Below are 12,289 nucleotides of genomic sequence, written 5' to 3' on the forward strand. Positions count from 1 at the left end.
TTTAATGACCAAAGTAATGTTTTTAGGGACAAATGATGCCATTAACGGATTTACCATTGGCAGAGAGACCACGTGAGAAGCTGCTTTTACAGGGAGCTAAAGCGCTTTCAGATGCTGAGTTATTAGCGATATTTTTACGTACTGGCGTGCCGGGCATGAACGCGGTTGAGTTGGCTGAGCATCTATTGCGTATAAATAGTACATTGCACAACTTGTTTAATGCCACAGAGCATGAGTTTTGTGCACAAAGGGGCCTAGGTGCTGCAAAGTACGTACAATTACAAGCCGTATTAGAGCTGAGCCGGCGATACATGCTCGAGCAATGTCATAGAGAGGCTGTATTTAATTCGCCTCAGTCGGTGTACGACTACCTAACAATTAAACTACGGGGGTTACAGCAAGAAGTGTTTATGGTGCTGTACTTAGACAGCCAAAACCAGTTGATTAAAGATGAAGTGCTATTTTATGGCACAATTAATGCCGCATCTGTTTATCCTCGCGAAGTGGTTAAAGCCGCATTAAGAAATAATGCAGCGGCACTTATTTTGGCTCATAACCACCCAAGTGGTGTGGCAGAGCCCAGTCAAGCCGATAAGTTCATAACGCAAAAATTACAGCAAGCGCTGTCGTTGGTTGACATAAATGTGCTGGATCACATCATTGTGGGCGGTAAAAATTGTGTTTCTTTTGCCGAGCGAGGGCTTATATAAGGCTGTATGCCCGAGAGAGTGTGTTAAAAATGAGCAGTTTAGGCTGTTTTTAGAAATTAGTTTAATTTAAATGCAGTTTTTACTTTCCCTAAGGGCTTTCGATCATTATAATTAGCCGCTATCAAATTTACACATGAGCTGATTGGATAAGATCTGTTACTTGATCTTTGCCTGTATAAGCTGTATAAAGAGCGCCCTTCGATTTATCCCGGGGCACAAATACATGGCCTAAGGGAAAATTAAGCTCGAGCGAAGTTATTGGAGATATATAGACATGTCTAAAGTATGTCAAGTTACAGGTAAGCGTCCAGCGGTTGGTAACCACCGTTCACACGCGAGAAACGCGACTAAACGTCGTTTCCTACCTAACCTACAAACTCACCGTTTTTGGGTTGAAAGTGAAAAACGTTTTGTAACATTACGCACTACGACTAAAGGTATGCGTATTATCGATAAAAAAGGCATCGACGCGGTTCTTACAGAAATCCGTGCTCGTGGCGAAAAAGTTTAAGGAACTGAATCATGCGCGATAAGATCCGTTTAGTTTCAACTGCTGGTACTGGTTTTTTCTACACTACCGACAAGAACAAGCGTAACATGCCTGAAAAAATGGAAATCAAAAAATACGATCCTAAAGCTCGTAAACACGTGATTTTCAAAGAAGCTAAAATCAAGTAATTTTAGTTTTTCAGAATCTCAAAAACCCAGCCTCGGCTGGGTTTTTTGTTTTATGCTTAACTACCTTAGAAAATTAAGCTATTGCAAATATTTATAAGATTGCAACTTGGCTTGCTGTTTTATCTTGCTTAATTATCAATCTAAGCGTAAAATGCGCGCTCATTTCGGCTTATTAAATTTAATTCCTTGCCTTAAACCGACTGGCCGAAACGGTAGAAGGCTCTATTAACCGTAAGGAATATCCATGCGTCATTACGAAATCGTATTCATGGTTCACCCTGATCAGAGTGAGCAAGTACCTGGTATGATCGAACGTTATACTGGTTCTATCACTGAAGCTGGTGGTACTATCCACCGTCTTGAAGACTGGGGCCGTCGTCAATTGGCTTACCCAATCGACAAGCTTCACAAAGCTCATTATGTTCTTATGAACGTTGAAGCACCTACTGAAGTAATCAGCGAGCTAGAAACTACTTTCCGCTACAACGATGCAGTGCTTCGTAACTTAGTTATGCGTACTAAAGACGCTGTAACTGAAGCATCTCCTCTTGCGAAAGAAGAGAAGAAAGAAGCACCAGCTGCTTAATCGTTTTGAGTCCAAGCATGGCGCTTGCAGTTGAGACACTAAGATGAGCCAACCGGTTAATCCTTTTATGAATCAGCTGACGTTATCTGGGGTTGTATGTAAAACCCCAAAATATAGTCAAAGCCCTGCTGGTATACCGCATTGTATTTTTGTTCTTGAACATAAATCGATGCAAGTTGAAGCAGACCTTAACCGTAATAGTTATGTCAGGCTTCAAGTTGTTGCCAGTGGCACGCCAATGCAACAACAGACTCAACAATTGCACGTTGGGCAACAAGTGCAAGTGACGGGTTTTTTAAACCGACACGAAGGCCGAAATGGTTTAAGCCAATTGGTCTTGCATGCTCAGCATATAGAAAGAATTTTTTGAGGAATTAAACTCATGGCACGTTATTTCAGACGTCGTAAGTTCTGCCGCTTTAAAGCGGAAGGCGTACAACAAATCGATTATAAAGATCTAGCTACTCTTAGAAACTATGTTACAGAAAGTGGCAAAATCGTACCTAGCCGTATCACAGGTACTAGCGCTAAATATCAGCGTCAGCTAGCAACTGCTATCAAGCGTGCTCGCTACTTAGCCCTTCTTCCATACACTGACTTACATAAGTAAGCAGCGGATTAACAGTTTTTAAAAGGTGTAGAGACATGCAAGTTATTCTACTAGACAAGATCGCAAACCTAGGTGGCCTAGGTGACCAGGTTGTAGTTAAATCTGGCTTCGCACGTAACTTCCTTTTCCCACAAGGTAAGGCAGTTCCTGCAACTAAAGCTAACATCGAAACTTTCGAAGCACGTCGTGCTGAGTTAGAAGCTAAGATCGCTGAAGATCTAGCTGCTGCTCAAGCTCGCGCTGACAAGTTAGAAGCATTAGCTGAAGTTACACTAGTTTCTAAAGCTGGTGACGAAGGCAAGTTATTCGGTTCTATCGGTACTCGCGACATCGCTGAAGCTATTTCAGCTGTTGGCGTTGAAGTTGCAAAATCAGAAGTTCGTTTACCTCTAGGTACTATCCGTGAGACTGGCGAATTTGACGTTGCAATCGCAGTACACTCAGACGTTACGGCTACTATCAAAGTAATCGTTATCGCTGAAGCTTAATAGCAATATTAAGTAGAAAAAAAGCCGCGCTTTATTAAGCGCGGCTTTTTTGTATCTAAATTTTACTTACTTACTTACTTACTTACTTACTTACTTACTTACTTACTACTCTTTTTGCTTTGCTTTCCTGTCAATAGTTGTGCTATTTGCATTAATGTTTAATGGAATGGGGTTTTGTTTACCTATTTTAAACACAAGCAGCCTTTTGTCTTAATTTTTTATTTTTAGTTAGTATAATCAGGCTAGTTAGTTAGAATTGGTTAAATTGACAGCGACAGCGCTGTCATTTATAGTGGTTTCATAAAAAAGTTGTAAGGAATGAAAGTTGAAGGAGACATTATCATCGGGAAAACACCGTGGTTTTACACTTGTTGAAATACTGATCGTTATCGCTATTTTAGGTATTTTATATAGCGTAGCGTTACCTGTTTATACCGAACAAATGCAACGCAGTCGCCGTGCCGACATACAACAAGAGTTATTGCAATATAGCGCGAGTCTTGAGCGTATTTATTCAAGAAATGGTGGTTACCCTAACGCATTTACGGCACAAAATACTGATTTTTATACTTTCACTTACACCCCTACAGATAAAGTCGCCGGTGCAATCAGTGACTTTAAAAACCGTGGTTATAGTTTAAAAGCATCACCAAAGTCTGGTTCGGCGCAAGCAAGTGATCGTTGTGGTGATCTCACTGTGAAACATGATGGCAGTTACACCGCCTCAGAGAATGATTGTTGGGAGTAGTTGAAGTGCGACGAAAGGCCGGATTTACACTGATAGAATTAATGGTCGTACTGGTTATTATTGGTATTATGGCTAGTCTTGCTTTCCCGTCATTTAGCCAGCAAATCTTGCAAGATCGCGTTGTAACGACCGCAAATCAACTAAATAGTGTCTATAAATATGCGCGCAGTGAAGCAGTAAAGCGTGAGCGAAAAATTAACTTAGTCGTTAATAATAACCGCTGGCAGGTAACGCTAAATGAAGCGGGCGTGGCTACGGTTCTTAAAGAATTTAGTGTAACCAAATCGGGCATAACGGTTGATTTAGCAGCCTTGACCGTGAGTGCCAGTGGCGAGGTTAACCAGCAAGCGCAAATAGATATTAAAGACAATCACAGCAACACCACTGACTATGTAATGTGTGTACTAAAAAGTGGCCAAAACTGGTTAGTTGAAAGTTCAGAGCGAGGATGTGCATGATTAAGCAGCAAGGTTTTTCATTACTAGAAGTCATGATATCTGTGGTAATCGCCGGAATCGCTTTATTAGGGTTGGCTGCTGCCCAACTTAAATCGCTTCAGTATGCTACTAACAGTTTTCATTACACGGTGTCGCTTATTCAAGGTCAAAACAGCATAGAGCGACTTTGGCCGCATATTTGTGATATTCAAAAAAACAACCCCGGCTTATTTCAAGATGCGACCTTTAGAGCGAGTCTTTCTCCACAGGTTAGTGACTACGAACTAACTCTGCCTGCTGTATACAATAATGACATGCAAATTAATGTTAGTTGGGTCGATAAACGCATGACTGATAATGCTGAGAACCAGATCAGTTTGAATGCGAGTTTCCCTGATTTGTCGGCGGTGTGTTAATGATAAAACATACAAAAGGGTTTAGCTTAGTCGAGTTAATGGTGGCGCTGGCTGCGGGAGCATTTTTACTTGCTGGGATTAGTTTGTCTTACTCGGCGATTAAAGGCACGATTCAGGTGAGCAAAGAGCTCGAAAATGCACAAGAGGTGCTTCGTTACACGAGTAAAGTGTTTAATCGCAGCATTAAGCAAACTCAAATAACCCCGGTTATTAGTGCTGATAAAAGCATGATAACCATCACTCAGCCTGCTGGTGTCATTGCCTGTGATGGTCAAGTTACCGCAGTGCAAGTTACTGAAGTTTATAGCTTAAACGATAATAACTTAATGTGCTCACTGAATGGCGCAGCTGCGGAGCGTTTGTTAACAGGGGTCGAGAGCTTATCGTTTGATATCGCGGGTGAATTAGTGACGGTGAGTGTGAAACCAGAGCAATTACCTGGGCAATTCGGCAATGGTATAAATATCGATATTGCGCTCACAAACACAATCTTACTGAAGGCATATGGTGGTGGCAGTGTTTAATAAGCAACATGGTTTTACCTTAATTACAGTGCTGATTTTAACGAGCATGGCCAGTCTTGTGGTGCTGAGCTCACTGCGTGAAAATATTGTGCAAGAACGTTTGAGCGGTAATTTTCAGAAAAAGTTAAACAGCCGCTTGCTAGCCGAAAAAGGGGTGTTTGAGCAAGCTAAACTATTACAACAAACACTGAATCGTGAAGGCGTATTAGCGGTTGATGATTTAATTAATAAAACGAATTTAGCGTCTGGTACCGGCATTATTGCGAGTGATGCTACCTTTAGTGCAACCCTTACTAAAAACCCTGATGGCGAGCTTGAAATTGCCAGTCTAGGGCAGCGCTTTGAAGGCGATGCACAGAGTAATTTAGTCGCACGCTTTGGCATTCAAGGTGCTAAAGGCAGCTCGGTATTTACTAATGCGATGGTTGGCTGTAAAGGGGTTAATTTGTCAGGCAGTGGAAGTATCGACAGTTATGATTCAAGCCAAGGTACTTACGAAGAAACTAAATCGGACGACGGTGATGTATCAACTATTGCCGGTGACTCTGATGTTGTGCTTTCAGGGCACTCGCCAATTAGAGGTGATGTAAAAGCTAGTGGTGTAATTTACTTAAACGGGTCATCGCCCATTATAGGTAATATTCACTCCAATACGGGGGTGTATATTTCTCCAGGTAGTGGTCTGCGAGTCGATGGAAATGTGTATACCCGGGGCTACTATAAACACCGAGGTGGCCGCATTTCAGGTGTAGTAAGAGCAAATGGTGATGCCACAATGCAATGGTCTACTTACATTGATAATACTCAAGGTGAGACCCTCGATATCATGTATGGCGGTGCTGGTGACTTTAAAGACACCTACAATAACCAGCAAGACGGCGTACATTACAGTAATAGTAAATTTAATATAAACCCGAATGTTGAACCCGTCACTGTGGCCGACCCCACGGCACCTGATTACGATCCGAGTAACCCTGATACTAACTGTGACCCTTTAATTTTGCCCGAAAAAATGACTGACATAATGGCTGGTATCACTGGGTATGATTCTGTTTCGGTTGGGCCTACTCAACTATTTAAGTTTAATACTGAACAAGGGTTTCACAGCAATGGTGGCAGCCAAATTATTGTGCCGACCTTAGCTGATGTATTTTTGTTTGATAAGAAGATTCAAAATCAATCTCATGGGAGCCATTCTAAAGAGTATGTATTTGCTTTAGATGGTTTGAAAATGACCAGTGATGGCAAAATGGAGGTCTCAGGGGGCGATGTCATCTTATTGATAGATGGTGATTTTTCAATGGAAGGTGATACCACCCTGACGATAAAAAAAGACAGCAGTCTTACTGTATTATTAACGGGGAAAGTTAATATTGGTGCCGGTGCTAAAGTGATCACTGAACAAGAAGGATTAACGACCAGTGGGCATCCATCGCTGTCGTTTTACTCGTCATTTAACGGTGTGAATGGTGTGCAATTTAGTGGCGCTGCAAACTTGTATGCCGCAATTTATGCGCCGCTTACCACGGTAAAATTGTCGGGAAGTGGCGAGCTATTTGGCAGTGTTCGTGGTGCGGTGATCACTTCATCAGGCGGCAGTGGGGCGCACTATGATGCGGGTCTGCTTAAAGTACAAAATGGGGGGAAACCGTCAACCCCTGCACGGATTGTGTTTTTAGGCTGGAGCTACAAAACACCGCCACAGAGTGAACCGAGCCCCGCACAATAATGACTTAATTCGAGCAAGGTGATACTTGCTCGAAAAAATATTTAGTTTCATTTAAACCTTTTGAATCCCTCCTTACGTCTAATACACTAAATTCACAACAATAATCATAAAGGACAACATCCAGGATGTTGATAGATGCAGAGCAAGCGTTTGCACAGCAAAGTGAGCACACCTTGATTGAGCGCGTAAAAAGCGGCGATCAAGTTGCCTATGCAGCACTTTATGAGTTGCATGTGAAACGTGTTTACAGCCTTTGTTTGCGACTTATTGCAGATAAAGAGCACGCCGAAGATGCAACACAAGAAGTGTTTGTACAGTTGTGGCACAAAATCGCCAATTTTGATGGGCGCTCACAGTTTACGACCTGGTTACACAGCGTGACGAGTAATATTGCGATTAGCTATATTCGTAAACATAAAAACTGGTTACAGAAAGTCGTGAGCTTTGAGCAAAGTGGCATGGATGAACAAAGTGCAGCGGACTGTCAGGGTTTAAATGGCCTTGATAAATTAGTACTCAGATTGCCCGAACGAGCGCGTATGGTGTTTGTACTCCATGCAATTGAAGGCTATCGCCATGAAGAAATAGCCAGCATGCTTGATATGGCCGTTGGTTCAAGTAAATCGCAGTTTCACCGTGCAAGGCAGTTATTAAAAGAGTGGTATGAAAATGAGTAAGCCAGATTTTGAACAGTTTTTAAATGACTCGCTTAATCAACCTAAGCAAGATATCGGCCCAGATAAAAACTTATGGCCGGGTATTGAGCGTGCAATTGCTCACCCTACAGAGCAACAAGCTGAACAGTCACGTTTTACGTGGAATAAGCTTGCAGCCGTTGCTGCATGCTGTGTTGCGGCACTGCTTAGCGTGCAATTGTTTGTTGCTCAGACCGAGCCGAATACGATGATAGCCATGAGTGATTATTTTACGAAGCAAAAACAGGGCTTGTTGGTGCAATATCAGAATCAACCTGCACTTACCGACAATTGGCAGCAGCAGCTTGAAGAATTAGAAGAAGCAGAGAGTGCCATTAAGCAAGCACTGGAAAATGAACCTGAAAATCCTGCGTTATTACAAATGCTGTCGCAGGTTTATCAGCAACAACTTGATTTAATTAATAAGGTGCATGCACCTAAGTGGCAAACGATTTAGGAGTGATAACCATGAAACTACTCGCATTAACATTAGGATTACTGCCACTGATGGCAATGGCAGGACAAACAATCAATGAACAGGTTGATATACCTGCGAATAAGCGCATTTTTATTGAAAACCAACGTGGTGATGTGCGTATTGAAGGGTGGGATAAACCGATGTTAAAAATCGAAGGTGAATTAGATGATAAAGCCGACGGTTATCGTTTAGATGTGGAAGGAAGCCGCGTCGAGTTTATTGTCAAAATGCCACGTAACATAAGTGGCTGGAACAAAGGCGACGGTTCACGTTTAACGATTTATATGCCAAAAAGCAGTGAGCTCGAATTTGCTGGGGTGAATGTGACCGTCAGTGCCAAAGAGCTGGCAGCAGGCGCCGACATTGATACTGTGAACGGTGATATAACGGTGCAGGATATTAGCGGTAACATGAGTTTTGAAACGGTGAATGGTGATGTCAATGCGATTGACCTAAACGGTGATATTCGTTTTGAAACGGTGAATGGTGAAATTAATGATAAAAACTCACAAGGTACGCTGCGTTTTACAGCAGTAAATGGCGATATCAAGTCAAAAACCAAAGCCGAAGATGTGCGTCTTGAAAATGTAAACGGTAATATCGACTTTGCATTTGATGCAATTAAAAAACTACGTATCAATACGGTGAACGGCGAAGCCGAAGTGCATATTAATAAATTACTCACCGGTGCAAATGTGCGCTTTGAATCTGTCAGTGGAGATGCGGAGTTTTACTTCCCAGCTGACGTATCAGCCCAGTTTGAAATAGAAGCACATGCAAACGGCAAAATTGTTAATGAGCTAAGTGATGATAAAGCAATAAAAGCGAAGTATGGACCATCGAGTGATCTTGAGTTTAGTGTTAATGGCGGGAACGCTGATATTGAAATGGATACCATTAGTGGTCGCATAGAACTGCGCAAACAAAAATAATCACTAAGGTGAGCGTCATTAATCTAAGCACTGAGTAATATGTCTAGTTACCAAGGTTTAGCTTAATTACAATAAAGCGGGAAGATTTCCCGCTTTTCTATTTGCACAGCCTTTGCAAGTCGATAGAATAGAGCCATTCAATTTAAGTTTTGTGAAGATATGGCTAAACCAGATAAGCAAGTCGATACGTTAAAAGTTCCTCCCCATTCAATTGAAGCTGAGCAATCTGTTTTAGGTGGTTTAATGCTTGATAATCAAGCGTTTGACCGTGTTGCTGAGTTGGTTGTCTCGCAGGATTTTTATACCCGCACACATAAATTGATTTTTGAAGCGATGGTGAGTCTTGCAGAAGCAGGCGACCCGATTGATTTGATCACCATTTCTGAAAGCTTAGAAAAAAATAATCAGCTGAGCAATGTGGGTGGCTTTGCTTACCTTGCTGAAATCGCAAAAAATACTCCCAGTGCTGCCAACATCGACGCATACGCAAATATCGTTCGTGAACGTGCCGTTATTCGTGAAATGATTGGTGTTGCAAACGAAATCGCCGAAGCGGGCTTTAGTCCAGAAGGACGCACAAGCCATGATTTGCTCGATTTTGCAGAAAGTAAAGTATTCAAAATTGCCGAGCAACGTACTAAAAGTACCGAAGGTCCACAAAGCTTACATAGCATTCTAGAAAAAACGGTTGATAAGATTGAAGAGTTATATCAATCGCCACAAGATGGTGTAACGGGTGTAAGTACAGGGTATGCCGATCTAGATAAAATGACGGCGGGTATGCAGCCTTCAGATCTGATTATTGTTGCTGCACGTCCATCAATGGGTAAAACCACGTTTGCGATGAACTTAGCTGAACATGCGGCAATGACGCAAGACAAACCCGTGCTTATCTACTCACTAGAGATGCCGTCAGAACAAATTATGATGAGGATGCTTGCCTCACTCGGTCGTATTAACCAAACGAAAGTACGTACAGGCCAATTAGATGATGATGATTGGGCTCGCCTCTCTTCAACCATGGGCTTATTGATGGAAAAAGGGAAGATGTATGTTGACGATGCATCGGGCCTTACACCGACCGATGTACGTTCGCGTGCACGTCGTATCGCACGTGATCATGGCGGTATTAGTATGATCATGGTCGACTACTTGCAGCTAATGCGCGTTCCGAGCTTATCTGATAACCGTACCTTAGAGATTGCCGAAATCTCGCGTTCATTAAAAGCCCTTGCCAAAGAGCTACAATGCCCTGTAATTGCCCTGTCGCAGCTTAACCGTACGCTAGAGCAACGTGCTGATAAACGCCCAATCAACTCTGACTTACGTGAATCAGGCTCAATCGAGCAGGATGCCGACTTAATCATGTTTATTTATCGTGATGAAGTGTATAACGAAGACAGTGCCGAAAAAGGGGTCGCTGAAATCATAATCGGTAAGCAACGTAATGGTCCTATCGGTAAAGTGCGTCTTACGTTCCAAGGTCAATTCTCACGTTTTGATAACTACGCGGGCCCAGCTATGGATGACGAATATTAATGCGCTTAGCCATCGCCGAAATTAATCTAAAAGCACTGGCTAATAACTTAGCGCAAGTGAAGCACTTTGCGCCCAATTGCAAGGTGATGGCGGTGTTAAAGGCCAATGCATATGGCCACGGTTTGGTTAAAATTGCCCAGCACCTAAGTGCCGCTGATGCATTTGCAGTGGCACGTATTGATGAAGCATTAGCGCTGCGGGCGGGAGGTTTAACAAAACCAATCGTTTTACTTGAAGGCTTTTTTCATCAAGACGATTTACCTATTTTGCTCGCGAATAACTTTCAGACCATTATTCATGATGAAAATCAATTGGCTGCACTTGAAAGTGCCACGTTGGATGCACCGATAGCGTGTTGGTTAAAAATTAATACAGGGATGCACCGTTTAGGGATTGCACCATCACAATTTGAATCGTTTTATCATCGTTTAAAAGCAAGTGACAATGCACGTGATGATATTAAATTAATGACGCATTTTTCGTGTGCTGATGATGTAAACGATGAGAAAACCACCCAGCAAATAGCGTTATTTGATTCATTAACGGATGGCAAAGCTCAGCAGCACTGTTTAGCAAACTCAGCGGGTATTTTAGCATGGCCGCATGGGCATGGTGATTGGGTTCGCCCAGGGTTAATGCTTTATGGTGTCTCGCCGATGCTAAATGGCGTGGGTAAAGAACACGGTTTAGCGCCAGTGATGCGTTTAACAACACGCGTCATTGCGATTCGCGATGTTGATGCGCATCAGTGTGTTGGTTACGGAGGCCGTTGGTGCAGTGATAAGCCAACCAAGCTTGCGGTTGTCGCGATGGGATATGGTGATGGCTATCCTCGCCATGCACGACAAGGCACACCGGTGATCATTAAATCACAACGCTATGGTATTGTCGGCACCGTCGCGATGGATATGATAACAGTTGATATTGGCGATAATGGCGACAATATTCAAGTGGGTGACGAAGTAATCATGTGGGGCCCAGAGCTGCCTGTCGAAGAAATAGCGCAGTGTGCTAGTACCATACCTTACGAGCTACTGTGTAATATTACTCCGCGAGTCAGCTATGAGTATCAAGAGTAACGAAGCACGTTACTCTTTAATAAAATAGATGTCGCTAAAGCCCATTTTTGCAAACTCTTGATCACGAAAATTACGCACTGCCGCAGAGCCTTTTGAGGTCATTTCTATTTGTTGTTCCATCTTTAAATAATTGCTTAAGTCAATTCCCTCAGCTGCCGCAATGGCGTGGTACATGTCGCGGTACTTGTCTTTAGAAAAGTTGATTTCGCGAGGTTGGTTTTTAAATGTGTATGTAATGCGGCGTGCCATAATGACTCCTCTTAATTTATAGGGCTGATTTTACACTAAATACGAGCCTTAGCCATGACTTGTCGCTATAAGCGGGTTACAATGCGACACTGTTAAAAAACTCGGTAGCTTAAAATGAAACTTTCTGTAGAGATTAGTAAATACCCACTTCATCAAGATTACATTCCATTTATTAAAGGCTTTATTGACCGCGTAAACAGCTATGATGGCCTTAAAGTGATTACTAATACGCTATCTACACAGATTTTTGGTGATTACGACTTAGTCATGTCTGTACTTAACACTGAAATTAAGCGCTCTTATGAAGAGTTTGGTAAAGCAATTTTTGTTTGTAAATTTTTACACGGTGATTTGTCGCCAAGCGATGATTAAGTAATCGATAACGACGGCG

19 protein-coding genes are annotated in these 12,289 nt (G+C 42.4%); 18 read left to right on the forward strand and 1 reads right to left on the reverse strand.

Annotated elements, in window-relative coordinates:
* Window positions 1-35 precede the first annotated feature (35 nt).
* The 17 genes from radC to alr all read left to right on the forward strand — a co-directional run bounded on the left by radC (window position 36) and on the right by alr (window position 11,649).
* Window positions 36-710 carry a RadC family protein gene (radC, locus tag ACSSVW_RS16255; protein WP_036973117.1) on the forward strand — a complete coding sequence of 225 codons (675 nt, stop codon included), beginning with the start codon at window positions 36-38 and terminating at the stop codon, window positions 708-710.
* 274 nt (window positions 711-984) lie between these two features.
* Entirely contained in the window at window positions 985-1,221 is a 237-nt protein-coding gene (rpmB, locus tag ACSSVW_RS16260) for a 50S ribosomal protein L28 (protein ID WP_036973115.1), read from the forward strand.
* 11 nt (window positions 1,222-1,232) lie between these two features.
* Complete coding sequence (gene rpmG, locus ACSSVW_RS16265; RefSeq protein ID WP_022946036.1) at window positions 1,233-1,388, forward strand: 50S ribosomal protein L33; 156 nt, start codon at window positions 1,233-1,235, stop codon at window positions 1,386-1,388.
* Window positions 1,389-1,632: 244 nt separating this feature from the next.
* A complete protein-coding gene (gene rpsF / locus ACSSVW_RS16270) occupies window positions 1,633-1,974 on the forward strand; it encodes a 30S ribosomal protein S6 (protein ID WP_036973113.1) in 342 nt (113 codons plus the stop codon).
* 67 nt (window positions 1,975-2,041) lie between these two features.
* Window positions 2,042-2,344 (forward strand): primosomal replication protein N, encoded by a 303-nt coding sequence (gene priB, locus ACSSVW_RS16275; protein ID WP_036973732.1) that lies wholly within the window; start codon window positions 2,042-2,044, stop codon window positions 2,342-2,344.
* A 12-nt stretch (window positions 2,345-2,356) separates the two neighbouring features.
* Window positions 2,357-2,584, forward strand: coding sequence for a 30S ribosomal protein S18 (rpsR, locus tag ACSSVW_RS16280; protein ID WP_002962753.1), 228 nt, complete (start codon window positions 2,357-2,359; stop codon window positions 2,582-2,584).
* Between the two features lie 35 nt (window positions 2,585-2,619).
* On the forward strand, window positions 2,620-3,072 hold the full coding sequence (gene rplI, locus ACSSVW_RS16285) for a 50S ribosomal protein L9 (protein WP_036973111.1): 453 nt from the start codon (window positions 2,620-2,622) through the stop codon (window positions 3,070-3,072).
* Window positions 3,073-3,397: 325 nt separating this feature from the next.
* Window positions 3,398-3,820, forward strand: a complete 423-nt coding sequence (locus tag ACSSVW_RS16290) for a type IV pilin protein (RefSeq protein ID WP_180311130.1) — start codon at window positions 3,398-3,400, stop codon at window positions 3,818-3,820.
* 5 nt (window positions 3,821-3,825) lie between these two features.
* Entirely contained in the window at window positions 3,826-4,278 is a 453-nt protein-coding gene (locus ACSSVW_RS16295) for a GspH/FimT family pseudopilin (RefSeq protein WP_182395534.1), read from the forward strand.
* On the forward strand, window positions 4,275-4,673 hold the full coding sequence (locus tag ACSSVW_RS16300; RefSeq protein ID WP_454179704.1) for a type IV pilus modification PilV family protein: 399 nt from the start codon (window positions 4,275-4,277) through the stop codon (window positions 4,671-4,673). Before ACSSVW_RS16295 ends, ACSSVW_RS16300 begins: the two co-directional genes overlap by 4 nt.
* Window positions 4,673-5,197: a prepilin-type N-terminal cleavage/methylation domain-containing protein gene (locus tag ACSSVW_RS16305; RefSeq protein ID WP_118844648.1), complete on the forward strand. Its 525-nt coding sequence runs from the start codon at window positions 4,673-4,675 to the stop codon at window positions 5,195-5,197. Before ACSSVW_RS16300 ends, ACSSVW_RS16305 begins: the two co-directional genes overlap by 1 nt.
* Window positions 5,178-6,926, forward strand: coding sequence for a DUF7305 domain-containing protein (locus tag ACSSVW_RS16310; protein ID WP_454179706.1), 1,749 nt, complete (start codon window positions 5,178-5,180; stop codon window positions 6,924-6,926). The genes ACSSVW_RS16305 and ACSSVW_RS16310 overlap by 20 nt, the downstream gene beginning before the upstream one ends.
* A 125-nt stretch (window positions 6,927-7,051) precedes the next feature.
* Entirely contained in the window at window positions 7,052-7,603 is a 552-nt protein-coding gene (locus tag ACSSVW_RS16315) for an RNA polymerase sigma factor (RefSeq protein ID WP_036973104.1), read from the forward strand.
* On the forward strand, window positions 7,590-8,078 hold the full coding sequence (locus ACSSVW_RS16320; protein WP_182395528.1) for a hypothetical protein: 489 nt from the start codon (window positions 7,590-7,592) through the stop codon (window positions 8,076-8,078). Before ACSSVW_RS16315 ends, ACSSVW_RS16320 begins: the two co-directional genes overlap by 14 nt.
* An 11-nt stretch (window positions 8,079-8,089) precedes the next feature.
* A complete protein-coding gene (locus ACSSVW_RS16325; protein WP_454179707.1) occupies window positions 8,090-9,031 on the forward strand; it encodes a DUF4097 family beta strand repeat-containing protein in 942 nt (313 codons plus the stop codon).
* 159 nt (window positions 9,032-9,190) lie between these two features.
* Window positions 9,191-10,570, forward strand: coding sequence for a replicative DNA helicase (gene dnaB, locus ACSSVW_RS16330; protein WP_036973100.1), 1,380 nt, complete (start codon window positions 9,191-9,193; stop codon window positions 10,568-10,570).
* Entirely contained in the window at window positions 10,570-11,649 is a 1,080-nt protein-coding gene (gene alr, locus ACSSVW_RS16335; RefSeq protein WP_074989353.1) for an alanine racemase, read from the forward strand. Before dnaB ends, alr begins: the two co-directional genes overlap by 1 nt.
* A gap of 9 nt (window positions 11,650-11,658) precedes the next feature.
* Here alr and ACSSVW_RS16340 read toward each other — a convergent pair whose 3' ends face one another.
* Window positions 11,659-11,898, reverse strand: a complete 240-nt coding sequence (locus ACSSVW_RS16340; protein ID WP_036973096.1) for a DUF2960 domain-containing protein — start codon at window positions 11,896-11,898, stop codon at window positions 11,659-11,661.
* A 114-nt stretch (window positions 11,899-12,012) separates the two neighbouring features.
* On the opposite strand from ACSSVW_RS16340, the gene ACSSVW_RS16345 reads away from it, so the two are divergent.
* The gene (locus ACSSVW_RS16345) at window positions 12,013-12,270 is read left to right on the forward strand and encodes a YkoF family thiamine/hydroxymethylpyrimidine-binding protein (RefSeq protein ID WP_036973093.1); all 258 of its coding nucleotides are present in this window, start codon (window positions 12,013-12,015) and stop codon (window positions 12,268-12,270) included.
* Window positions 12,271-12,289: the final 19 nt, after the last annotated feature.

This window comes from Pseudoalteromonas sp. MBR-15 (assembly GCF_053628915.1).